The sequence below is a fragment of the Hymenobacter canadensis genome, assembly GCF_027359925.1.
In the GTDB taxonomy this organism is placed as follows: Bacteria; Bacteroidota; Bacteroidia; order Cytophagales; family Hymenobacteraceae; genus Hymenobacter; species Hymenobacter canadensis.
Map to the genome: position 1 here is coordinate 3890181 of NZ_CP114767.1, position 23949 is coordinate 3914129.

21 protein-coding genes are annotated in these 23949 nt (G+C 62.4%); 8 read left to right on the forward strand and 13 right to left on the reverse strand.

The genetic code is table 11. From position 1 onward, the window contains the following. Positions 1 to 71: 71 nt before the first annotated feature. Together O3303_RS16660 and O3303_RS16665 are read right to left on the reverse strand one after the other, a co-directional pair. A complete protein-coding gene (locus O3303_RS16660) occupies positions 72 to 1208 on the reverse strand; it encodes a PepSY-associated TM helix domain-containing protein (protein ID WP_269559507.1) in 1137 nt (378 codons plus the stop codon). A 135-nt stretch (positions 1209 to 1343) separates the two neighbouring features. Continuing rightward, on the reverse strand, positions 1344 to 3818 hold the full coding sequence (locus tag O3303_RS16665) for a TonB-dependent receptor (RefSeq protein WP_269559508.1): 2475 nt from the start codon (positions 3816 to 3818) through the stop codon (positions 1344 to 1346). Between the two features lie 194 nt (positions 3819 to 4012). Here O3303_RS16665 and O3303_RS16670 point away from each other — a divergent pair, with 194 nt between their 5' ends. The 3 genes from O3303_RS16670 to O3303_RS16680 all read left to right on the forward strand — a co-directional run bounded on the left by O3303_RS16670 (position 4013) and on the right by O3303_RS16680 (position 7219). Next, the gene (locus tag O3303_RS16670) at positions 4013 to 6193 is read left to right on the forward strand and encodes a prolyl oligopeptidase family serine peptidase (RefSeq protein WP_269559509.1); all 2181 of its coding nucleotides are present in this window, start codon (positions 4013 to 4015) and stop codon (positions 6191 to 6193) included. Between the two features lie 171 nt (positions 6194 to 6364). Continuing rightward, positions 6365 to 6586 (forward strand): hypothetical protein, encoded by a 222-nt coding sequence (locus O3303_RS16675; RefSeq protein ID WP_269559510.1) that lies wholly within the window; start codon positions 6365 to 6367, stop codon positions 6584 to 6586. A gap of 126 nt (positions 6587 to 6712) precedes the next feature. Further along, on the forward strand, positions 6713 to 7219 hold the full coding sequence (locus O3303_RS16680) for a GNAT family N-acetyltransferase (RefSeq protein WP_269559511.1): 507 nt from the start codon (positions 6713 to 6715) through the stop codon (positions 7217 to 7219). A 60-nt stretch (positions 7220 to 7279) separates the two neighbouring features. Here O3303_RS16680 and O3303_RS16685 read toward each other — a convergent pair whose 3' ends face one another. The 10 genes from O3303_RS16685 to O3303_RS16730 form a co-directional block, all read right to left on the reverse strand. Continuing rightward, positions 7280 to 7690 (reverse strand): DUF4286 family protein, encoded by a 411-nt coding sequence (locus O3303_RS16685; RefSeq protein ID WP_269559512.1) that lies wholly within the window; start codon positions 7688 to 7690, stop codon positions 7280 to 7282. A gap of 58 nt (positions 7691 to 7748) precedes the next feature. Next, positions 7749 to 8198 carry a DUF6526 family protein gene (locus tag O3303_RS16690; RefSeq protein WP_269559513.1) on the reverse strand — a complete coding sequence of 150 codons (450 nt, stop codon included), beginning with the start codon at positions 8196 to 8198 and terminating at the stop codon, positions 7749 to 7751. A 108-nt stretch (positions 8199 to 8306) separates the two neighbouring features. Continuing rightward, positions 8307 to 8687 (reverse strand): hypothetical protein, encoded by a 381-nt coding sequence (locus O3303_RS16695; protein ID WP_269559514.1) that lies wholly within the window; start codon positions 8685 to 8687, stop codon positions 8307 to 8309. A 70-nt stretch (positions 8688 to 8757) separates the two neighbouring features. Further along, the gene (locus tag O3303_RS16700) at positions 8758 to 10005 is read right to left on the reverse strand and encodes an MFS transporter (protein ID WP_269559515.1); all 1248 of its coding nucleotides are present in this window, start codon (positions 10003 to 10005) and stop codon (positions 8758 to 8760) included. A 37-nt stretch (positions 10006 to 10042) separates the two neighbouring features. Beyond that, the gene (locus O3303_RS16705; protein WP_269559516.1) at positions 10043 to 10372 is read right to left on the reverse strand and encodes a hypothetical protein; all 330 of its coding nucleotides are present in this window, start codon (positions 10370 to 10372) and stop codon (positions 10043 to 10045) included. Positions 10373 to 10377: 5 nt separating this feature from the next. Continuing rightward, positions 10378 to 11313, reverse strand: coding sequence for a cation diffusion facilitator family transporter (locus O3303_RS16710; protein WP_269559517.1), 936 nt, complete (start codon positions 11311 to 11313; stop codon positions 10378 to 10380). Positions 11314 to 11392: 79 nt separating this feature from the next. Then, positions 11393 to 13843, reverse strand: a complete 2451-nt coding sequence (locus tag O3303_RS16715) for a TonB-dependent receptor (protein WP_269559518.1) — start codon at positions 13841 to 13843, stop codon at positions 11393 to 11395. Positions 13844 to 14277: 434 nt separating this feature from the next. Beyond that, positions 14278 to 14850 carry a hypothetical protein gene (locus O3303_RS16720; protein WP_269559519.1) on the reverse strand — a complete coding sequence of 191 codons (573 nt, stop codon included), beginning with the start codon at positions 14848 to 14850 and terminating at the stop codon, positions 14278 to 14280. 54 nt (positions 14851 to 14904) lie between these two features. Next, positions 14905 to 17313, reverse strand: a complete 2409-nt coding sequence (locus O3303_RS16725) for a TonB-dependent receptor (protein WP_269559520.1) — start codon at positions 17311 to 17313, stop codon at positions 14905 to 14907. A gap of 147 nt (positions 17314 to 17460) precedes the next feature. Continuing rightward, a complete protein-coding gene (locus O3303_RS16730) occupies positions 17461 to 17802 on the reverse strand; it encodes a hypothetical protein (RefSeq protein ID WP_269559521.1) in 342 nt (113 codons plus the stop codon). A gap of 620 nt (positions 17803 to 18422) precedes the next feature. Between O3303_RS16730 and O3303_RS16735 the strand changes: the two genes are divergently transcribed. The 3 genes from O3303_RS16735 (at position 18423) to O3303_RS16745 (ending at position 22030) form a co-directional block, all read left to right on the forward strand. Continuing rightward, positions 18423 to 18851, forward strand: coding sequence for a hypothetical protein (locus O3303_RS16735; protein ID WP_269559522.1), 429 nt, complete (start codon positions 18423 to 18425; stop codon positions 18849 to 18851). Positions 18852 to 18980: 129 nt separating this feature from the next. Then, positions 18981 to 20825 (forward strand): molecular chaperone HtpG, encoded by a 1845-nt coding sequence (gene htpG, locus O3303_RS16740; protein ID WP_269559523.1) that lies wholly within the window; start codon positions 18981 to 18983, stop codon positions 20823 to 20825. Between the two features lie 239 nt (positions 20826 to 21064). Continuing rightward, entirely contained in the window at positions 21065 to 22030 is a 966-nt protein-coding gene (locus O3303_RS16745; protein ID WP_269559524.1) for a toxin-antitoxin system YwqK family antitoxin, read from the forward strand. Between the two features lie 67 nt (positions 22031 to 22097). Here the strand turns inward: O3303_RS16745 and O3303_RS16750 are convergent, their stop codons facing one another. Next, on the reverse strand, positions 22098 to 22457 hold the full coding sequence (locus O3303_RS16750; RefSeq protein WP_269559525.1) for a YraN family protein: 360 nt from the start codon (positions 22455 to 22457) through the stop codon (positions 22098 to 22100). A gap of 166 nt (positions 22458 to 22623) precedes the next feature. Here O3303_RS16750 and lipB point away from each other — a divergent pair, with 166 nt between their 5' ends. Next, on the forward strand, positions 22624 to 23457 hold the full coding sequence (gene lipB, locus O3303_RS16755; protein ID WP_269559526.1) for a lipoyl(octanoyl) transferase LipB: 834 nt from the start codon (positions 22624 to 22626) through the stop codon (positions 23455 to 23457). Further along, entirely contained in the window at positions 23454 to 23870 is a 417-nt protein-coding gene (locus O3303_RS16760) for a hypothetical protein (RefSeq protein WP_269559527.1), read from the forward strand. The genes lipB and O3303_RS16760 overlap by 4 nt, the downstream gene beginning before the upstream one ends. Positions 23871 to 23949: the final 79 nt, after the last annotated feature.

Below are 23949 nucleotides of genomic sequence, written 5' to 3' on the forward strand. Positions count from 1 at the left end.
ATGCAGCGCCCCCTGCCCAGATAGCCCGCTACGTAGCCCAGGGCTTTAGCCCTGGGACGCCCGAAGCGAAACTACACCGCCTGCAGCCGCGGCTTCTTCTTGGTTTTGTTGCGCCGGCCCCACCATACGATGGTGCCGGTGACGGGCAGACTGGCGCAGATCAAACTCACCAGAAACGCCACGACTTTGCCGCCGAAGCCCAGAATCTGGCCCACGTGCAGGTCGTAGTTCATATCGGAGAACTTGGTGCCGGCGCTTTTGGTGGCGTGGAAGCGGGTTTCCAGCAGCTGGCCTGACACCGGGTGGAAGGCGTACTCGTCGCGGTGGTAGTAGTGCAGGGCTTTCTTATAGGTCCAGCAAAACGCGGGGTCCTTGCCTGCGCCAGTGGGCCCCAGCAGAATCATCTCGTGGTCGGGGGAGAGGCGGCGCACTTGGCGGTACACGATATCGGGGAGGGGCTGGGTGGCGGCGGTGGCGGTTTGCAGCGTGTCGAGCTTGGTTTTCATGATTTCCTGGGGCGCCGGCTGGCCGCCATCCACCGCCAGCACCAGCGGCTGCAGCAGCCACGGATACAGCATAAACAGCCCCGACAGCGCCAGCACCAGCCCGATGCTGGCCGCGTAGAAGCCCAGTACGTTGTGCAAATCGTAGTTGATGCGGCGCCACTGGGACCCCCACTTGATGGTGAAGCGCTGCTTGCGTTCCTGCTTGCGCTTGGGCCACCACAGCACCAGGCCCGTCAGCATCATCACCACGAAGATGCTCACGCCGCCGCCCACCACCCACTTCGCCACCGCCTCGGGCAGCAGCAGGTGCATGTGGATTTCCTGGATGATGGTGAAGAAGTGCGTGCGTAGATCCTGCTCGTGCAGCACCCGGCCGGTGTAGGGGTTCAGGTACACCTGCGTGGGCGCGCCGGCCTTATCCGTGAAAAACACCGTGGCCGAGCGCTCCGGCCCGAAATACGTGACCCAGGTGGTGGCGGCGGCTACGCCCGGGTGCGGGGCCAGCGCCGCCGCCTGCAGCTGCGAGGGCAACACCGGCGCGGTCGTCTGGGCTTCCACCTTGCGCCACGGCTCTGTCAGGTCCCGGATGTCGTCCTGAAACACAAAAATAGCCCCGGTGATGCTCACAATGAACACCACCAGCCCCGAGGCCAGCCCTAGCCACAGGTGCAGTTTCCCGACGGTTTTCTTAAATGTGTTCATAGGGTGGAAGCAAAAAACAACCCTGTCATCCTGAGCTTGCGGAGGACCTTAGTACGGTAGAACGAGTCGTTGTTACGAGAACCGTTCAGGCGCGATAAGATCCTTCGCAAGCTCAGGATGACAGCAGGTAAAAAACTAGAACTTATACGCCACGCTGCCGGCCACGCTGCGCACTTTCTGAGCGTTCATGGTGGAGTAGCCGATCCAGTACTGCTGGTTGGTGAGGTTATCAACCTTGGCCGAGATGCGGAACCGGGGCTGGTCATAGAACACCGAGGCGTTGAGCACGGTGTAGCTAGGCAGCGTAAACACGTTGGTGCCGGTGTTCACTATTCTGTTGTCGCTGGCGTAGTTGCCGCCGACGCCCAGGCCCAGGCCCTGCACCGGGCCGGCCGGCAGGCGGTAGCTCAGCCACAGGTTGGCCAGGTACGGCGAGCCGGCCGTGGCGGGGCGGCGGCCGTTTACGCCTTCCTCGGCGCGGGTCAGCTTGGAGTCGTTGTAGCTGAAGCCGGCCACGGCGTTGAAGCCCTCGAACGGATTGGCTACTACGTTCAGCTCCAGGCCCTGGCTGCGTTGGGTGCCGTCTTGGGTTTGGGCGAACTTGGCGGCGGCTTCCAGGCGCGGGTCGGTGCGCAGCAGGTTATCTACCCGGATGGCGTAGTAGCTCAGCGTCGTGGTCAGCTTGCCGGCGAAGGCATCCAGCTTCACGCCGCCTTCCCACTGGTTGGCCTGCTCCAGGCGGGCCGTGCGCTGCTCGGTGCTGTCGGGCAGGGCAGCCGTGTTGTAGGCGCGGTAGGAGCCGGGGCTGCGGAAGCTGTTCTGGTAGTTGGCAAACACCGACACCTTGTCTTTCACCGGCTGATAGACCACGCCAAACTTCGGCGACACGGCCGTTTGCTTGAACGGCTGCACCGCGCCGCCCACCAAACCGCCCTCATTCTCAAACCGATCCACGCGCACGGCGGCCAGCACGCTCAGCTGTTCCGTGAGGTTGAGCACATCGGAGGCGAAGGCGCTGTAGGTGGTAAGCTGGGTGGTGAGCGGATAGGTAAACTGCGGCGGGCCGGCCGCGTACTGCGCCGCCAGCGCCCGGCCGTTGAAATCGGTGTAGGCTTGGCTGCCCAGCCCCAGCGCCACCGGGGCCCCAAACGTGCTGCCAAAGAACAGCTGCTGGTTGTCTACGTTCAGGTAGTCGAGGCCCAGCACCACGCGGTTGCGCAGGCCCGCCACTTGAAAGTCGCCGTTGAACAGCTGCTGCACCTCCGTCGTGAAGGCCCGGCTGTCGCGCGTCGACTGGTCGGCGCGGCTCAGGAAGTTGGTGCTGCCCAGGTGCGTCGGGTCGCCGGAGCTGAGGCTGTCGGCAATGGGCGTCACGTAGAAGTAGGCTCCGAAACCGTCGGAAAAGCTGCGGCTGTGCGTGAAGTTGGTCGACGACGTGAAGCCCGGCGCCAGTTGGTAGTTCACCTGAGTGAAGTAGTTGGAGCTGCGCGAATTCAGGCTTAGCCCGTTGCCCAGATACGACTGCCGGTAGTCCAGGCCCAGCTCCTGGGGCCGGGTGGCCTGCAAGGCACTGGTCGGGAAGTAGAAGAAAATGAGCTGTTTGCCCACATTCTGGGTGCGGTACAGCTCGGCGTCTAGGTTGATGGTGAGGCGCTCGGTGGGCTTGTAGGTGAGGGTCGGGGCAATGGCCAGGCTCTTGTCGAAGCCCTGGTAGCCGCGGTTCTGGAAGTTGCGCTCGTACTGGCCGGCCGTGTTCAGGCGCAGCAGTACCTTCTTCTGCTTGTCCAGCGGCGTGTTCACGTCGGCGCTCAGGCGTTGCAGGCCGAAGCTGCCCGCCGAGTACGCCACCTCGCCCCCAAACCGGTCGTAGGCCTTCTTCGTGACGCGGTTGATGAGGCCGCCGTAGGAGGTTAGCGCGCTGCCAAACAGCGTCGCCGACGGCCCTTTGATGACTTCCAGCTTCTCCAGATTCGCTGCGTCGATGCTGCTGGTGACGCCGCCGGCCACGCCGTTGCGCAGCTGGCCCTGGGTGATGAAGCCGCGCAGGTTGTAGTAGCTGCCGCCGTCGCCGGCGCGGCCCGTGGCCTCCCACATGCGCTGCAAACCCGGCACGTTGCGGGTGGCGTCGTCGGCCGTGAAGACCAGCTGCTCGGTGAGCAGCTCCTTGCCCACGGTAGCGTACACCTGCGGATTCTCCAGGTTGCTGAGCGGCATCTTGCTCACGTACTCCGACTGCTTGCGGGCAAACTTGTTGGTGCGGCTGCCACTCACCACCACTTCCTGCAGTTGCTGGGCGCTTTCCGTCAGCGTGAAATCGACGCTGGTGGTTTGGCCGGCCGTCACCGTCACCGTTTTCTCTTCGCCCTTCAGCCCAATGGCCGAAACAACCAGCGTGTACTGCCCCGGCCGCACCCGCTCCAGCACAAATTCGCCCTGGCTGTTGGTGATGGTGCCCTGGCCCCGGCTTTTCAGGCCGACGGTCACGGCCTCGGCCGGGCTACCGTCGGCAGTAGTCACGCGGCCCCGGATGGCGGCGGTTTGCTGGGCCTGAGCAACGAGAGAGCAGGTAAGAAGCGTAGAAGTCAGGCCCAACAGGCGAAGGTGCAGCATAGTGGCGTTTGTTTAGAATCAGTCCAGATTGACACAAAGGAACGTCTGAATTTCTATTTAGAAAAATTCTTAATAAAAATATGTTGGTACAGATGAGCCAATCAGATTGTTCTGAGTGGAAAGAATCTGTGGCATACGGCCGATCTGCAACATCTGTGATTTATCTTCGGCGCTTCTCCCGCTATTCCCATCCAATGCAGAAATTCATACTTCCCGTGGTAGCCCTGGCGGCGCTGGCCTCGTGCCGCTCCACCCAGCCGACGGCCCCCGGGGCCGGTGCTACCACCGTTTCTACCTCTACTTCCGCTCCCGTGCAATACCCCGAAACCCGGAAAGTCGACCACAAGGACGACTACTTCGGCACCTCCGTGGCCGACCCCTACCGCTGGCTCGAAGACCTCGACTCGCCCGACACCAAGGCTTGGGTGACGGCCGAAAATAAAGTGACCTTCGGCTACCTGGAGCAGATTCCGTTCCGCGACAAAATCCGGGAGCGGCTCACCAAGCTCTGGAACTACGAGAAATTCGGGATTCCGCAGCAGGAGGGCAGCCAGCTCTATTTCAGCAAGAACGACGGCCTGCAGAACCAGGCAGTGCTCTACACCCAGCAGGACGGTCAGGAAGGCCAGCCCGATCTGCTGCTCGACCCCAACAAGTTCTCGGCTGACGGCACCACAGCGCTGGCCGGCACCTACTTCTCGCCCGACCACCGCTACATGGCCTACGCCACCAGCGGCGGCGGCTCCGACTGGCAGAAGCTGAAAGTGCTCGACCTGAAAACCCGCCAGCCGCTCGCCGATGAGCTGCAGTGGGTGAAGGTATCGGGCGCGGCCTGGTACAAGGACGGCTTCTTCTACAGCCGCTACGACGCGCCGAAAAAGGGCGAAAACCAGCTTTCCGGCAAAAACGAGTACCACAAGGTGTACTACCACCAGCTCGGCAAGCCCCAGAGCGCCGACAAGCTGGTGTACGAGGACGCCAAAATGGCCCTGGGCTTCCGCACGGTGGGCACCACCGAGGACGAGCGGTTCCTGGTGCTCTACCTCACCGATGGCAAAGCCGACGGCAACCGCCTGCTGGTGCGCGACCTGACCGACCCCAAGCAGGCCAACAGCTTCACCACCATCATCAACAGCTACGACGACAACAACTCGGTGGTCGGCAACGTGGGCGGCCAGCTGCTGGTGCAAACCAACTACAAGGCCCCCAACTACCGGGTGGTGCTCATCGACCCCAAAAAGTCCCAGGAGGCCAACTGGAAAGAGGTGCTGCCCCAGACCGAGCAGAAGCTGGAAGGCGTAGACCACGTGGGCGGCTACCTGGTGGCCTCGTACCTGAAGGACGCCAGCAGCCTCATCAAAGTGTACACCGAGAAGGGCGAGTTCAAGCACGATGTGGCCCTGCCCGCCATCGGCACGGCCAGCGGCTTCGGCGGCAAGCGCGACTCGAAGTCGGTATACTACGCCTTCACCTCGTTCACGTACCCGACTACCATCTATAAGTACGACCTCGCCTCGAACACCAGCACCGTGTTCCGCGCCCCCACCGTGGACGTGAAGCCCGAGGACTACGTGACCACCCAGGTGTTCTACGCCAGCAAGGACGGCACCAAGATTCCGATGTTCATCACCCACAAGAAAGGCGTGAAGCTCAACGGCCAGAACCCGACCTACCTGTACGCTTATGGCGGCTTCAATATCTCGCTCACGCCGGGCTTCTCGGTGGCGCGCATACTGTGGCTGGAAAACGGCGGCATCCTGGCCATCCCGAACCTGCGGGGCGGCGGCGAATACGGCGAAAAGTGGCACCAGGCCGGCATGACGCCCAATAAGCAGAACGTGTTCGACGACTTCATTGCGGCCGCCGAGTACCTGAAAGTGCAGGGCTACACCAGCACCGAGAAGCTGGCCATGGCCGGCGGCTCCAACGGCGGCCTGCTGGTGGGCGCCACCATGACCCAGCGCCCCGACCTGTGCGGCGTGGCCTTCCCGGCCGTGGGCGTGATGGACATGCTGCGCTACCAGAAGTTCACCATCGGCTGGAACTGGGCCCCCGAGTACGGCACCAGCGACAACTACGCGCAGTTCCAGAACCTCTACAAGTTCTCGCCCCTGCACACGCTGAAGGCCGGCACCACCTACCCCGCCACCATGATTACCACCGCCGACCACGACGACCGGGTGGTGCCCGCGCACTCCTTCAAGTTTGCCGCCGCGTTGCAGGCCGCTAACTCCGGCCCCCGCCCCCAGCTCATCCGGGTGGACGTAAACGCCGGCCACGGCGCGGGCAAAAGCACTAAGCTGCAAATTGAGGAGTGGGCCGACGTGTGGTCCTTCGCCTTCCACAGCATGGGCGTGAATCCGTACGGCAAGTAAGAGTTGTCAGTTGGTAGTTGTCTGTTGTCAGTCCGTTCAGGCAGATGGAGGAAAGGCTGCCTGCTGGCTTAGTTTTGACAACTGACAACGGACAACTATCAACCGACAACTCATTTGCCGTATCTTCGCGGCCGCAATGCACGTAATTGCTTCTGACTTTCTGCTTTTTATATGAAAAAAACGCTCCTTTTCGGTCTGTTGGCCGGCTCGCTGATGCTGTCTGCCACGTCTTGCAGCAACCCCGATTACAAAACTGACGAAAACGTGACCGTGAAGCCGCTCGAATACCTGGCTCCCGCCGACACGACCGGCGGCAAGGTAGACCCCGCTAACCGCGAGATAAACGCCCTGAACGCCACGGAGGACATCAAAAAGATGCAGCCGGTGATGTAATTGCCGCGCGCAATGAAAAAGAAAAATGAGCAGTGGCCTTGAGGCTGTTGCTCATTTTTCTTTTTCAGAACCGAGCCCCAGAGTGCACGCTCGCGCTTTCCTTACTCACCCCTTACACTCACTACTATGAATATCCGCCGGGGCCGCGAGGCCGATCTGCCGCAGGTGCTGGCCCTGATTCAGGAGCTGGCCGAATACGAAAAGGCTCCCCACGAAGTCACGAACACGCTGTCCGATATGCAGCGCGACGGCTTCGGGCCGGAACCGATTTTCAGCTTTTTTGTGGCCGAGGACGCGGCCGCCCGCATCATCGGCATTGCACTTTACTACACGGCCTACTCCACCTGGAAGGGCCGGATGTTGTTCCTGGAAGACTTGGTGGTGACCGAAGCGCAGCGCGGCACCGGCCTGGGCCGTAAGCTTTTTGATGCCGTGGTGGCCGAAGCCCGGCAGACGGGGGCCAACCGCATGAAGTGGCAGGTGCTGAAGTGGAACGAGCCCGCCATTGGCTTCTACAAAAAGCTGGGTGCCAACCTCGACCCCGAGTGGGACAACGGCAACCTCAGCCACGAGCAGCTCCACGCCTACGCCTGCGACCCGGCCGCAGAAGCCGCCGTGCAGCAAGGGCAGTAAACGTAAAAGACGGCCATTCCGCGCGGGAATGGCCGTCTTTTGCGTTGTTAATCGAAGCGTTTAGCCCAGCACTTCCAGCATGGTGCGGAAGGACGCGTAGCGGCCGCCAAAGTGCTTCTCCATCTCCTGAATGAGGATGGGGGCGGCCAGTTGCTGGTATTCCTCCAGCTGCTCCAGGCTCACGCAGTAGTACTGCGAGGCGTAGGTGATGCCGTTGTCTTCTTCATTGAGCAGCCGGCAGAGCTGGCTTTTCACGAAGAAGCCGGTTGCCATTACTTCTGGCATGTGCGTCTGCTGCATATACGACACCCATTGCTCTTCAATTTCCGGATCGAGGCTGGTCGTGACGTTGTATAGAATCATGGTGGTGAGGAACTTGGGGGTTATGGTTGGCTCGCCGAAGCAGTGGCCTGTTAAGCTGCGGAAAGCCGGAGCTGAGCCGGAAAGCAGGCGCGAGGAATAGGGGAACACAAAAGTCGCCCAAAAAATCCAAGCCCCTGTGCTTTTCAGCCCGTCAGGCCTGTCGGCGTCACACCCGCAGATGGTCGAAATGGAAGTCCTTGATGCGGGCCTGAATGTCTTTGGAGCTGAGCTTTTCGCGGATGGCGGCCTGCGTGAGGTCGGCCAGCTCGGCGTCGCCGGCAAAGCGCAGGGCCAGGATCTGGCCGGTTTCCAGCTGGCTTTCCAGCGGGCGCAGGCTCTGGCCCGTCACCTCAAAGTAGCGCTGGCGCACCTCCAGCCGAATCAGGCGGTCCTGCAGCTGCAGGGCGTAGTGCTGGCGTAGCATCACCAGCACACCCAGGCCCACTACAGCCAGCGCCATGACGGTAAACCAAAGGCGCGAAATTTCGGAGTCTTCGCCAGCCACGTCCAAGTAGCGCCGGATGCCGTAGCCGGCCAGAATGAGGGCAGCAGGCAGCAGCACGAAATGGTGCCAGGCGTAGAACATCGGGGTATTTTTGGTCGGTTGGTTGGCCATATAAGGAGGGTGAAAAGGTGCCGTAGGCTGAAAGAATGAGTAGGGTATTACGCAAAAACTCCGGCTAAAAGCCGGAGTTTCTTACGGAAAGCAACAACCGTGAAGTGATTACATCTTGGTGGCTTTCTTGGCCTCGCGGGCTTTGCGCTTTTCATCACGCATGGCCGTTTTGGCGGCGCTTTCCTGGCGACGGGCCTCCTTGGCCACGTCCTGCTGGCGCTTGAGCTCCAGCTTCTGCTCTTTCATCTGGCGCTTCTGCTCGCGCAAGGCATTCTGCTGGTCGCGCATCTGCGCTTTGGTGTTATCCACGCTGCCGGCCGTGGTCGTGCTCTCCTGCTTGCGGGCATCAAGGGCGGCTTTGGCTTCGGCGGCGCGCTGCTGCTGCATCTGCAGGCGCATCTGCGTCGAGTCGGTGGCGGTCTGCGCCTGCGCGTGGGAGGCGGTTAGGGCGAGGGCTGCAACGGCCAGAATGGCAAAGATTTTTTTCATGGGGAGGGGGTGGAAGTCGAAATGAAATCCGCGCCTTGTACGCGCGCCGGCCGCCAAAGTTGAGCTTCGGCTATTCTTCCACGAAGTCCAGATCCTTGCCGAAGCTTTCGGGCAGGGTGCTCACGGCCCAGAACGCCACCACCAACGACACCAGCCCGAGCACAGCGGCGCTGCCCAGCAGCCCCAGCGGCCCGCGCAGCGCCTGAAACAGCGGCACGAGCACAATCACGGAGCCGCGCGCAAAGTTGGGGGCCGTGGTGGCCACGGTGGCGCGCAGGTTGGTGCCGAACTGCTCGGCGGCCACCGTCACGAACAACGCCCAGAAGCCCACCGAAATGCCCAGCACGAAGCACGCTACATAGAAAACGGTTGGTGTAGCGCCCTTCAGGGCAAACAGGTACACGGCCACCATCAGGCCGCAAAACACCAGAAACAGCTGTAGCGCGCGGTTGCGGCTGCGCAGCACCTGGCTCAGGGTGCCGCTGGCAAAGTCGCCGAATACCAGCCCAAAGTAGCACCAGAACACGCCCAGTCCGGCCGTAACGGGCCCCGTAATGCCCATTTCGGCTCCGAACTCGGGGGCCAGCGTAATGAGGATGCCCACCACAAACCACAGCGGCACCCCAATCAGCAGGCACTTGACGTAGCGCGCCATCCGGGCCCGGTTGGTGAACAGGGCGAAGAAATTGCCGCGCTCTACCTCGCTCTTTTTGGTTTGCTCGAACATGCCCGACTCGTACACGCCCACCCGCAACGCCAGCAGCGCCAGGCCCAGCCCGCCACCCACGAAATAGGCGTTGCGCCAGCCAAACCTGTCGCCTACCCAGTAGGCCAGCATGGCGCCCGACACGCCCACCGTGGCGACAATCATGGTGCCGTAGCCGCGCTTTTCCTTGGGCAGGGTTTCCGACACCAGCGTGATGCCCGCGCCCAGCTCCCCGGCCAGCCCAATGCCGGCAATCAGCCGCAGCCAGGCGTACTGCTCAATGGTCTGCACGAAGCCATTGGCAATGTTGGCCAGCGAATAAATCAGGATGGAGCCGAACAGCACCGACAGCCGGCCTTTTTTGTCGCCCAGAATGCCCCACAGCACGCCGCCCAGCAGCATGCCGCCCATCTGCATGTTGATGAGGTAGAGGCCCTGGTTGGTGACGGCCTCCTTGGCTGTGATGCCCAGCTCGTTGAGGCTCTGCACGCGCACAATGCTGAACAGGATTAGGTCGTAGATATCCACGAAGTAGCCCAGCGCGGCCACGACGACAATGGCACTCAGCAAGCCGGTAGATCTGGGGGGAGAAGCAGTAGTAGCGGGTTTCATGCGGGAAAGGAAATTAGGGCCCGCAGATTACGAAGATTTACTTGCTCTTCAACTCCAGATACTGCCTGCTGCACTGTTTGATGATTCTTTCCGCTTCATCAAACTCCATCCAGCCTGCATCATAGGATTCTGCTGTTGTACCAGTGACCTGAAACCCGAAGGCATCTGCTTGCAGCATGGCCGACATATCCACGGCGCTAACGTCTGTTGTTTCGGAAATAGTGAAGCTCCATTCGTGCCAGCGGGCGTGGAAATAGAAGGGACTGGAATCAACGGTACCTTCTGCCTGAACCGGGCAATATCCTTCCAGCGCCCCCATCAGGTGGAGGCTCTCGTCAGTCAGAATGCGTTTGTATTCTCTTACCATTGCCTTTACGCCACCTGTTCGTCGCAGCAGCCGTGGGCGCCCATCAGCGGGAATTCGTCTTCCAGCTGCACGGTGCAGTGGCGGATGTTGAACTCGTGGAGTAAATCGTGCTGCAGCTCGCGCAGGAACTGGTTGCCGTTGGTGGCGCCGGGGCGCACGAGGTGCACAGTCAGGGCCGTGTCCTGGGTGCTGAGGGGCCAGATGTGCAGGTCGTGGAGGGCCGTGACGCCGGGACGGGCCAGCAGAAACTGCCGCACCGCTGCCACTTCAATGCCGGCCGGGGCTGCCTGCAACCCCAGCTGCATGGTTTCGCGCAACAGCCCCCAAGAGCCGAAGCCCACTACCGCCAGAATCACGAAGCTGATGGCCGGATCGAGCCAGAGCCAGCCGGTGTAGTACACCAGCGCCCCGCCCACCACCACGCCCACCGACACCAGCATATCAGTGAGCATGTGCAGGTAAGCGCCGCGCACGTTCACGTCGCCTTTTTGCCCACTGCGGAATAGCCAGGCTGTGAAGCCGTTGATGAGCACGCCCAGCCCGGCCAGCGCCATCACCACCGGCCCGTTCACCGGCGCCGGATGGCGCAAATGGTCGATGGTGTCCCAGAGAATAAAGCCCAGCGCCAGATACAGCAGGGCCGCGTTCAGCAGCGCTGCCTGAATGGTGGCGCCCTTGTAGCCGTACGTGAACCGCTCGGCGGCGCGCCGCCGGGCTAGCAGCGTGGCGCCCCAGGCCAGAGCCAGGCTCAGTACATCGGATAGGTTGTGGCCCGCATCGGAAAGCAGCGCCGAGGAGTTGGCCCACAGCCCGCCGGCCGTTTCGCCGGCCACAAACAGCAGGTTCAGGGCAATACCCCAGCCAAACGCTTTGCTGAAATTACCGTCGGCGGGCGGGCCGTGGTGGTGGGCGTGGTCGTGGCCGGCGTGGTCGTGGGGCATGAGGGGCTTGCGTGCAGTGGTTTACCGTAGACAGTAGCGCGAACTTTGTAGTTCGCGCTACAGCCTGCTACGAAGAAACCTATCTGAACGACAACGGCACAATCAGTTTCACGCTCAGGTTGCGGCCCATGTTGAACACGCCCTGCCGGCCGGTGGCGTAGTTGATAGCCGTGTATTTCAGGCGGCTGAGGTGGTTCTGGTACGCCACATCAAACACGTTATTCAGCGTCAGGTACACCGAAAACAGCGTTTTGTCTTTGGCATTGGTCAGGTCGGAGCCTAGGCCCAGGTTCACGAGGGTGTAGCCCGGCGTGCGGGTTTCGGTGTCGAAGGCCGAGAAGATGCGGTTCTGCTGGAAGTTGTGCTCCACGGTGCCGCGGGCGTAGAGGTTGCGCAGCCGCGAGGTGCCCACCTTGCTGAAGTTCACCCGCAGCTCCGACTGCAGCCGGTCGGCTGGAATGAAGGGCAGGTTCTGCTGGCCTTCGGGCTGGTCGAACTGCAGCGCCCGCACCATGGAGAAGCTGTTTTCGAAGTGCAGCCAGTCGAGCGGGTGGGGGTGCAGGTCGAGGCTGATTTCGCCGCCGGCCAGCCGCGCATCGCCCTGCCCGTAGCGGAACACCCGGTCGCCGTCCACCGACACCGAGTCCTGTCCGGTGGGCGTGCTCAGGGCCCGCGGGAAGATGTAGTTGCTGATCTGGTTGCGGAACACATCAGCCGACAAGCTCACGTGGTCCGACACGAAGCTCAGGCCGCCATCCACCTGCAGGCTGGTTTCGGCCCGCAAACCCGGCTCCCCGATTTCGTAGCGCACGGTGCCCTCGTGGATACCATTGGAGCCCAGCTCGGCAATATTGGGCGCCCGGAAGCCGCGGGCCACGTTGGCTTTCAGCAGCCACTTGTCGTTGAAATTATAGGCCCCGCCCACGCTGCCGCTCACGTTGCGGAAGGTGCTCCGGAAGCCGGCAAACTTGGTTTCGCCCTGGCCGGCGGGCACCGGCTGCTCGTCGTCGTTGAGGTACAGCGCATCGGCCGTGATACGGCGCGCATCGTAGCGCAGGCCGCCGCTCAGGTCCAGCTTGCCGAAGCTCTTTTTGGTGACGCCGAACAGGCCGCCATCGAGCAGGCGGTAGGCCGGAATCAGGAATTCCACGCCCTTGTTCTGGTTTTCCTGCTGCATACCGCTCACGCCCACGGTGGTATTCCAGCCGTTCATTTCGGGCAGAAACCAGCGCAAGGCGTAGTCCACAGTGCGCAGCTGGAAGAACAGCGACTTCTCGTAGTAGTCGGCCGGGTTGCCGAACTCGCGGCGCAGGTTCTGCTGCCAGCCCACGTTCAGCGTGAGGCGGTGCTGGCCCAGAATGAAGTTGTTGTCGGTGCCGATGCGCAGGTGGTTGATCTGCTGGCGTGGCACGGCCAGGTTGAGGGTGCGCAGGTCGTCGTCGTCGGTAATCACGCCGGCCAATGCGTCCCCACCCAAACTCACGGTCTTCAGAAACCGGCCCGACGTGGAGTCCCGCTCGCCCTCAATCAGCCCCAGAATCTGGTTGAAGCTGCTGACGGTGAGGTGGGAGTAGCCCCAGCTTTTGTTGAGGCCCACGTAGCCGCTGCCGTTCAGCTCCCGGAAGCCGGAGTTGTACACGCGGCCGTCGAAGCGGTTTTGGTAGGCGCCGGCCACTTTGCCCGAGCCGCGCACCTGCCAGTTCAGGCCGTTGAGGTTGCCGGCGTTCCAGAGCGAGTAGCCCTGCTGGCGGTTGTTGGTCTGGTAGTTGGCCGCCACCGAGCCCACAATGCGGCCGTCCTCCACCGGGTCAGGCGCCAGAAAGTTGATGACGCCAGCCAGCCCGTCGGAGCCATACAATAAGGAGCCGGGCCCCTTGATGATTTCCACCCGGTCGATGCCGAACTCGTCGATTTCAATGCCGTGCTCGTCGCCCCACTGCTGGCCTTCCTGCTTGGCGCCGTTGTTGAGCGTGATGACGCGGTTGGCCCCCAGCCCCCGGATAATGGGCTTGCTGATGGCGGCACCGGTGGTAATCTGGCTGAGGCCGGGCGTGTGCGCAATGGCGTCCACGGCGTTGGTGGCCGAGGTCTGGCGCAGGCGCGTCTGGTCCACCACGCTGGTCGGGATGGCCGAGCGGCGCATTTCGGTGCTGGCCGAAACGCCTGTCACAATCACCTGCCCGATTTCGGTTTCGGCGGGCGTGAGGGCCACGTCGAGGGGCTGGCCGGTGCCGGTGTCCACGGTGCGCACTACCGGCGTGTAGCCCACAAAGCGCACCTGCACCAGAAACCGGCCTTTGGGCAGGTTGGCAAACCGGAAGTTGCCGGCTGCATCGGTGGACGTGGCCTGCTTAAGGTCGGAGAAGTACAGGGTGGCGCCGGGCAGGGCCTCGCCGGTGGCCGCATCGGTGATGCGGCCGGTAACGGGCGTGGCCGGGGCCACCGTGCGGGCCGGGCGGGCGGGCGGAGTTTGGGCCAGCACGCTGCCGGCACCCAGCAGACAGCCGGCCGTGAGGAAAGAACGAAGCATATAAACCAAAATTGAGCGCAGGCGAATGAACGGCAAACGAGCCCGCAGGATGCGTTGGCCCCAAATAAAAGAAGGCCCCGGCCACCGGCCGGAGCTTTCCCGTTGTTCTCCACAACCAAACCAGGGAGAAAAGGCGCGGAGCCGTTTGCAGCCAGCCCCGCTATATTTTTTTGGGTGATGAGGTGAATGGTGATGAGGTTGAACGTCATGCAGAGGCGCAGCCGAAGCATCTCGCCAGTACCTCACCCCCCGGCCCCCTCTCCTTCAGAGAGGGGGAGCCAGACGGGTTTTCTCAGGTGACACAGTTGTGGGGAATTAGCCCGCTGGCGAGATTCCTCGCTCTGCTCGGAGTGACGTTCTTCCTTTGTCACCTGTCACCTGTCACCTGTCACCTGTCACCTCATCACCTCATCACGATTCACCTCATCCCCAACTTACCGCACGGCCGTGGGGAAGGTCACTTCCACGTCGGTGTCGCCGGGGGTGGCGGAGCCGTCTTTGGTGCCGGGCTGGTGGCGCAACGTGATTTTGAGCGAGCCGGTGGTGCCGGCGGCATTGGCTGTGCCCGCTACGGCCTGGGTGGCCAGGCCAATAGGCAGGTTGTTGCGGTCCTTATCAGTGGCCGTGACGGTGAGGTTGACCCCGGAAGGCATAAATACCAGCAGGTGCTCGTCGCTTTCCTCCAGCACTTCGGCCGCGATGTTTTCGGCGGGCGTCTTGGTCTCGTCCAGCATGGCCACCGTGCCGGTGTAGGTGGTGCCGGGGGCCAGCACCAGAGTGGCCGGCGAGATAGTGGCCGCTGCGCCACCGTCGCCGTCCAAGTCGCGGTAGGTGATGGAAACCGGCGTGCCACCGCCCTGCGGCGTGAGCGTGTAGGTCAGCGTCGTGATTTGCTCGTTGTCTTCGTCGGGCGTCGGGTCATCGTCATTGTTGCTGCAGGCGCTGAACAGGGGCGCGGCCACCAGCAGGGCCAGCAAGGGCTTGGAAAGCAGGGGATTGTTCATCATAAAAAAAGGAGAGTGGAAAAGAAACGAGGTTGAAAAAGCATTTGGTAGCCAGCTTTAGCGGCCATTGAATTCGAGCGGCACGCGCACGCGCAGTGTCACGTTGCGGCCCATTTCGTTGGTGAAGTAGCGGTAGCGGTTGAGGTAGTCGCGGTAGCGGTGGTTGAGCAGGTTACTGCCCGCCACGCTCAGGTCCAGCGGCAGGCGGCCCCAGCGCACGGTGCCACCCAGCTCCAGATTCAGCAGGCCGTAGCCGGCGGGCGGGGCCAGCAGGTCGCGGGCCTCGTAGTTGCGGGGCACGCGGGTCTGGCGCGCCACGGCCACGCCGCCCAGCTGGGCGTAAGGGCTGCGCAGGCGGCCAGCCGGGCCAGTCGCAGGCCAGTCGTAGCGCACCGATACTTCGGCGCGGTCGGCAGGCATCAGAATCTGCCACTCGTTGGCGCGCGTGTCGCGGGTGCGCACCACCGAGCCTTTCAGGTTCAGCAGCAGCTGCGGTGTAAGCAGATAGGAACTGCTCAGGTCCAGGCCCCGAAACGTGGCATCGGTTTGCAGAAACTGCCAGCTGATGTGCGCGCCCCGGATGGTCTGGACCAGCGGCAGCAGCGGCACCTGGTAGATGAAGCCCCGGATGCGGTTTTGGTACACCGTCAGCTCACTATTAAAGCGCGGGTTGTGGTGCAGCGTGGCCGTAAGGCCCACGTTGAGGGCCGTTTCGGGCGTGAGCGGGGCGTTGCCGGGCATCAGGTCATTGCCCAACTCATACATGCCGTTGTGCACCCCGTCGCTGAACCGCTCGTTGGCGGCCGGCGCGCGGCGAGTCAGGCCAGCGTTCAACCCCAGCGTGAGGTGGGCCGATGCATCGTAGGTGGCCCCCAGCGAGGCGGCGGGCGTGGTATACTGAAAGCGGCTGCGGTCCACGAAGAAGGCGCCCGTCGTGTCGCGGTCGGCGCGGCGCACGGCCAGGTCGCGGCGGTCCAGGCGCAGGCCGCCTTCCAGCAGCCAGCGGCCCTGCTGCCACTTTTCAATCAGGAAGGCGCCACCGGCCAGGTTGGTGTAGAACGGGATGAACTGCCGGCTGCCAGCGGCGTAGCGGTTGGCCTGGTACGTGCCCGACATGCCCACGCTGCCCGTAAAGCCGTGCCAGGGCCGGTGCTCCCACAGCAGCTCCCCGATGCTGGTGCGGTTGGTGTAGCTCAGCTCCGGCTTGCCGGCGGCGGCCCGCTCGTCGTTGCGCGGGCGGGCCTTGTCGTACTCGTCACGGAAGTCGGTCTGGTGGCTGAGCGTGAGTTGCAGGCGGCCAGCGTTGCCGGTGCGCACAAAGCCGCTGAGCTTGGCCACGTCGTGGCGCACCTGCTGGTAGGCCCGGATGATGTCGTAGGAGAAGCCGGTGGTTTCCAGCGGCCGTTCCCGGCCCACGGCCAGCAGCAGGTCGGACTGGTTGCCGGCGTGGGCGGCCGGCAGAATGCCAATGCGGCTGTTGAACTGGCTGTAGAAGGCCTCCACGCTGTACCCGTCTTTTCTCCAGCCCACGGCCCCGGAAAAGTTGCCTTCCTCGAAGCCCGAATTCTTCAGGTAGTAGCCCGGCGCGCGCATGGTGCCGGCCTTGCGCAGCGTGCCCTGGGCGCGCCAGCTCAGAGCCGGTAGCTGCCGGAAGTTACCTTCCAGTGTGCCCGACGCGGCGCCCAAGCCGTTGTTGCTCATGCCCACCAGGTTCAGCTCGCCGCCCACGCCCGCCGAGTCGCGCAGGGGCTTGGGCTCCACCAGCACCACGCCGCCAATGGCATCAGAGCCGTAGCGGACGCTGGCCGCGCCCTTCACCACCGTCAGCCGCGAAGCAATAAACGGGTCGATTTCCGGGCCGTGTTCCACGCCCCACTGTTGCCCTTCCTGACGCACGCCGTTGTTGAGCAGCGTCACGCGGTTGGAGTGCAGCCCATGAATCATGGGCTTGAAGATGCCGGGGCCGGTCTGGATGGCCGTTACGCCGCTCACGCGCTGCAGCGCTTCGCCCAGGGCCTGGCCGCGGGTTTGCTGCAGGGCCTGGCCGGTGAGGGCCGCGGTGGTCTGGGTGGTGGGCGCGGCCAGCCGCTCGCCCCGCACCACAGCCCCGCGCAGCAGCACGGCATCGGGGTGCAGCTGCACGTCGCGCACGGCTGAGGCAGTGGTCAGGCGCAGGTCCAGCACCTCGGGCGCGTAGCCCACAAAGCTGACCTGCACGCGGTAGGAGCCGGGACAAAGCGCTAGGTGATAATGGCCGTCGATGTCGGTTTGGGTAGCCAGCTGGGTGCCCAGCACCACCAGGGTAGCGCCGGGCAGCGCCGCCCGCGACTCGTGGTCGGCCACGCGCCCGCTGACGGTCAGGGTGCACCCGGGCTGCGCGCCCGCCGGCTGCGTTGCGCCCCACAGGAGCAGCAGCCACAGCCAGCGCCACGCCGCCCCCGGCGCAGCCGGAACACGGAAAAGCATAAGAAAAGGAAAGGAGCCGATGAGCAACTAAACCGGCCGCCTCCGTGCCTGGCCGTAAGCTGGCGGGCAGGGGAGAAGGTCTGGAAAACCAGACGCGGGGCGCTTCGGCAGGCAACGCCGAAGCCGCCAAGGCGGCCTATAACGGGTTTAGCTCAGGCTGGGCGGGCCGCGCAAATCTGCCGGGCGGCACAGGGCGGCCCGCCAGACGGCTACTACCGGCGTGGCAACGCTCCGCTGATACGCCCGGAAAACCTCGGGCAGCTGCACGGCCATAGCCGGCTGAAACGGCACGTCGCAGAAATGGTCGACGGCGCAGTGCTGGTGCCTGGCACTCAGCAGGGCCTTGTCTTTGCCGGCTCCGGGCAGCTGCGCGGGCTCCTCCGATGTGTGTTCGTGAGCGTGCAGGTTCAGCACCCACGCCTCCGGCAGCAGCACCCGCGTGAAGCAGAGCAGCAGCAGGATAGCCAGCCGGGAGCGAAGGGTTTGCATTATGCAACAATGTGTCGAACCGCAGCAAATGTACACGGAAATTTCAATTCCGACTCGCAGTATCCGGAATGCGCAGTAGGGGCTGGTTGGTAGTTCACGAAAGCATAACTGCATGAAAACGTGTGGGCAATATGCCCATCCGACCTTTGTGGCAGGATTTTTACTAGTCTCTACTCCAATGAAAAAGCTAACTGCCCGCCTGATTATCCGCGTTGCCAAGGTGCTGCGCCCTGCGCTGCTGCAACCCCTCGCTCCGGCTGCCGAGGCCCTGTTTGTATGAGGAAAACATCCTTCAACTACCGGCCGGGCCGGCTGGGCTACCGCCGGCCTGCTACCATTTTCCGGGTTTCTGCCGCAGCGCCCGAACACACCCTGAGCATGCCGGCCGCAGGCCCGGCAGCGCCTGCAAATGCGCCACTGCCGCGGTGGGCAATAGCCGCCTGATTTCTCCGTCGGCGAAAAGCAACCGTTCGTCCGGATACCAGCCGGAACAGCCGAAAACCCCAGCGCCGCGCCGGGTCGGACTCTACTTTCGTACCATCCGCAGCTGCTAGGTTAGAGCCGCCCGGACGGCTATGTTGCATCTCCACGATTCATTAATCCTTCAATTACAGCCCGAATTGAAGCTATTGCGCTGGCAGTGGCGGGGCCCCATGCAGCTGCCGGCCTTCCAGCTGGCCTTCAACCAGCTGCTCAACCACACCGCCCGCTACGGCATCACACACATGCTGGCCGACACCAGCACCATGCCGCCGGTGGGCCCCCGCGAGCAAGCGTGGCTGAGCGAAGAATGGCTGCCCCGCTCGCGCATCATGCAGCTGCAGCATCTGGCGCTGGTGCTGCCGGGCAGCCTGCACAACCAGCTGGTGGTGGAGAATGTGGTGAACGACGGCCGCTTCTACCTCGATGTGCAGGTGCATTTCTTTTCCGATGATTATTCGGCCCTGGATTGGCTGGCCAACGGCGAAGCCGTAGTGGCCGCTATGGAGCAGGAATGGCACAACGGCCGCGCCAGAAGTCAGTCGAAAGTGCAGTTTATAGGACGCTGAACGCTGTCAGGATGACAGCGCCCGGCAGGGTGGAATAGGATTTGAACCGCACCGGTCAACGACGCCAGCGCCCTGGGTGACTGGCAGATCGTCCGGTTTTTACTTGTTCACCTCCATTTTTCACGCGCCATGCAAGAGAAAGGCAGTATCTCGATCCATACCGAGAATATCTTTCCCATCATCAAGAAGTTCCTGTATTCCGACCACGAGATTTTCCTGCGGGAGCTGGTCAGCAATGCGGTAGATGCCACCCAGAAACTCAAGAGCCTGGCGCAGCTGGGCGAGTTCAAAGGCGAGCTGGGCGACCTGAAAGTACGGGTGACCGTGGATAAGGAGGCCCGCAAAATCACGATTTCGGACCGCGGCCTGGGCATGACGGCCGAGGAAATTAAGAAGTATATCAACCAGATTGCCTTCTCGGGCGCCACGGAGTTTGTGGAGCAGTATAAGGAGAAGGACGCCGTCACCAAAGACCAGATTATCGGGCAGTTTGGCCTGGGCTTCTACTCGGCCTTTATGGTTGCCAAGGAAGTGGAAATCTGGTCGAAGTCGTACAAAGACGACACCCTGACCGCCCACTGGATTTGCGACGGTAGCACCGAATTTACCCTCGATGAGCCCACCGGCGAGCACGCCAAGGCCGAGCGCGGCACCGACGTGGTGCTGCACGTAGCCGACGATTCCGACGAGTTTCTGGAGCCCGCCCGCCTGAAGGGCATCCTCACCAAGTACTGCAAGTTCCTGCCCATCGAAATCGAGTTTGAGGGCGAAACCATCAACCAGACGGCCCCCATCTGGACCAAGCAGCCCTCGGAGCTCACCGATGAAGACTACGTGAGCTTCTACCAGGAGCTGTATCCGTTTTCGGAGCCGCCGCTGTTCTGGATTCACCTCAACGTCGACTACCCGTTCAACCTGACCGGCATCCTGTACTTCCCGAAAGTGAAGGACGAGCTGCAGTTCCAGCGCAACAAAATCCAGCTCTACTCGCGCCAGGTGTTTATCACCGACGAGGTGAAGGACGTGGTGCCCGAGTTCCTGATGCTGCTGCACGGCGTCATCGACTCGCCCGATATTCCGCTGAACGTGTCGCGCAGCTTCCTGCAGGCCGACGCCGCGGTGCGCAAAATCAACACCTACATCACCAAGAAGGTCGCCGACAAGCTCAGCAGCCTCTTCAAGCAGGACCGCGCCGGCTACGAGGCCAAGTGGTCGGATATCGGCATGTTCGTGAAGTACGGCATGCTCTCCGACGAGAAGTTCTACGATAAGGCCAAGGACTTTGCCCTGGTGCAGAACGTGGCCGGCAAGCTGTTCACGCTGCCCGAGTATCAGGAATTCGTGCAGGCCAACCAGAAAGACAAATCGGAGCAAACGGTAGTGCTCTACACCACCGACGCCGAGGCGCAGCACGGCTTCGTGCAGGCTGCCACGGAGCGCGGCTACGACGTGCTGGACCTCAACGGCCCGCTCGATTCGCATTTCATCGGGCAGCTGGAGCAGAAGCTGGAGAAAACCACTTTCAAGCGCGTGGATGCTGACACGGTTGGTAAGCTGATCGAGAAAGAGGAAACCACCGAAAGCGTCCTCAGCGACGACGACAAAACCAAGCTGCAGGAGCTGTTCAAAACGGCCATCAGCAACGAGCAGATGCACGTGCAGGTGGAGGCCCTCTCGCCGCAGGATGCGCCGGTTATCATCACGCTGCCCGAGTTCATGCGCCGCATGAAGGACATGCAGCGCTCCGGCGGTGGCGGCGGCATGCAGATGTTTGGCTCGCTGCCCGACAGCTACACCGTGAGCGTGAATGCCAACCACCCCGTGGCCCAGCGCGTGCTGCAAGCCGAGGGCGAAGCCGGCCAGAAGCTGGCCCGCCAGGCTTTCGACCTGGCCTTGCTGGCTCAGAACATGTTGAAAGGCGAGGCGCTAACCGCGTTTGTGAAGCGTAGCGCCGATTTGCTGGCTGCTGAGTAGTACAAAAAAGTATCAGTAGTTTTAAACGGTATAAAAGCACCGGTTGCCAGTGGCGGCCGGTGCTTTTGTTTGAAGCGGCAGCATTGTGCGGAAAGCCTGCAGCCAGCAATAGCGCCCCCGTTTGTAAGGCTGCTCAGCTACTCCAATACTCAGCTACTCCAATACTCAGCTACTCTGCTGGGCACCAAATCCCTTTATCTTTACGTTTGATGCTGCGAAAACTGCCTGTACTTCTGCCAATGCGCTTTCTACGTCCGCATATTTTATTGCTGCTGCTGGTTGCCGCCGGTGCGCTGGAGGCCTGCTCCAAAAAGACGGTGTCCTTCAACAGCCGCCCCGACGCGGGCAGCACGGCCCTAGTGGCCGATACGCTCACCACCACCCGCGACACCACCAACGCTCCTTCGCTGGAAGCCAAAAAGCTGGGCCTGACCAAAGAGCAGGAGAAAGCCGACAAGGAAAAGCAGAAGCTGGCGCAGCGGCAGGCCAAAAAGAAGAAGAAAAACGTCTTCCTCGGGGAGCGAATCAAGAAGGGCTTCACCAAGTCGGGGCCGAAAGGCAAGAACCAGGTGCTGGAGGTGTTTTACTACCTCAAGGCGTTTCAGCAGCCCAATGCCTACGCCATTTCGGTGTACTATTTCAACCCCCGCAAGCGGAAGATTTTCAAGGCCAATACCGAGCTGAACCCGGCCACCGACAAGGTGCTGCACGGCCCGTACAAGAAATACCAGGGCGGGAAAGTGGTGGAAACCGGCTTCTTCGCCATGGGCACCAAGCACCTGCGCTGGGAAAAGCTGACCAAGGACAACGTGCTGGTGAATAAGCAGCACTACGAAATGGGCTTCCCGCGCGACGCCAACGTGACCTACTACGACGCCGACAAAAAGCTCCTGAAAGAGGTGGTGCCCTACCTGAACGGCAAGCTGGAAGGCGACTATGTGAAGTTCACGGAAACCGGCAAGCGGGAGTGGGAAGGCCAGTTCGAGAACGGTAAGAAAGTAGGGGAGTGGACCAAATACTGGGGCTTCCGCAATACCAAAGACCGTCGGCACTACGTGTATACCTACGGCGAGTCCGGCTTCGACCCGGAAGTGGCAGAGCCGGTGCTGGTGAAGGAATACAACCGCAATGGCGTGATGGTCTTCGAGAAGGATAAGTTCGACAAGCGCGACGCCGTGACTGACCGCCCCGGCAGCCGGAAATAAGCGTTGAATGGCGACAGGGCTGAATAGTTGAGCGGCCCGCCATTCGACCATTCAGCCTTGTCGCCGTTCAGTAAAACGCGTCCTCGAAGTGCTCGATGCGGAAGCCACCGGCTACAGGTGTCACGGCCAGGATGTCGAACCGAATGTCGCCGGGCCAGTCCAGGTCCAGCTGCAGCTGCTCGGCGGCGAGCCGGAACAGCTGCTTCTTGCGCTCCGAGACGAAGGTTTCGGGGTAACCGTACTGGCTGGAGGAGCGGGCCTTCACTTCTACAAACACCAGCAGCTGCCGGCCCTGCCGGGCAATTAGGTCGACTTCGGCGCGGCCATGCCGGTAGCCGCGGTGCAGCACCTCCAGGCCCTGGCGCACCAGATAATCTGCGGCGGCTTGCTCGCCAGCGTGGCCCAGTTCATGCGCGGCAGTTGCCATCAGGTGCGAGGAAAAGGAGTCGTTGGGTGCCGAACGGCAAATTGAGTTTGGTGTCGAATCTAGTAACTTTGCACGTTTTCCGGGAAAGGCCTTTGCGCCGCGCCGCCTATTTCAGCGCCTACCCCGGCCAGCGTGTGTGTTGTTCGTTGCCAAGTGCCCCATTGCCATGCTAGCAAATTCCCTTTCTGTAACGCCTCCTGCTGTGGCTCCGGCCCACGGTGCTGCGCCAGCCGCTGCCAGCCAGCTGATTCGGGTGGAACAATTGGGCCTGATCGGCTACGAAGCAGCCTGGGCGTATCAGGAGCAACTGCTGGCGCATACGCTGAGCGTCAAAACCCACAACCGGCAGGCTGTGGAGGCCGGCCACGCGCCGCAGGCCACAGCCAACTACCTGCTGCTATGCGAGCATCCGCCGGTGTATACGCTGGGCAAAAGCGGCAAGCCCGAGCACCTGCTGCTCGATGAAGCCGGCCTGGCTACCCACGGCGCCACCTTCCACCGCATCAACCGCGGCGGCGACATCACCTACCACGGCCCCGGCCAGCTGGTGGGCTACCCCATCCTCGACCTCGACAACTTCTTCACCGACATCCACCGCTACCTGCGGCTGCTGGAAGAAGCCATCATCCTGACGCTGGCCGACTACGGCCTGCGCGCCGGCCGCATTGCCGGCCTCACCGGTGTGTGGTTCGACTTCGAGGAAGGAGCCCCGAACCCGCGCAAAATCTGCGCGATGGGCGTGAAGTGCAGCCGCTGGGTAACCATGCACGGCTTCGCCCTCAACGTCAACACCGACCTGTCGTATTTCGGCCACATTGTGCCCTGCGGCATCACCGACAAAGCCGTGACCTCCATGGCGCAGGAGCTGGGCCGCGAGGTGCCGCTGGCTGAAGTGTCGGCGCGCCTGCTGCCGCACCTGTCGCGCCTGTTCGAAGCCGAATTACAGCTGGCCACCGGGCATCCGGTGCTGCCGGCGCCTGTATCTGACGTATCCGCATGAAAGAAGACATCAAATTCGACCCGGTAGAGGGCGTAACGGTAGCCGTAGTGCCCGAGGAAGCCGCGGCGACCGAAGAAGGCAAGCAGGGCTGGCTGGTCTACCTGATCAACCACAACGACTACGCCCTGCAGAACGTCATCGTTAACTCGCACGGCTACGGCACCCAGCCCGACGGCGAGGCGGTAAAAACGTCCACGCTGCGCCATGTATTTGCCGAGGTAGAGGCGCGCAGCGCCGTCCCGGTAGAGCCCATCGACCCGGCCCTGTTTCACCTCAACAACCAATACTGGGTGAGCTACTACCGCGACGCGCAGATTTTCGATAAGAAATTCATCTTCGTTCCCGATTCCATCGTACCCGCCAACCTGACGCCCATCACCCTGCTTGGTCAGGACGGTGTGCTGCATGTTTAGCTCCTAATTTGCAGTTCCCGGCCTGTGCCTCCGCTGCTTCCCTTCACGCTGCCTGCTTATGACCCCCCTCGGCATACAA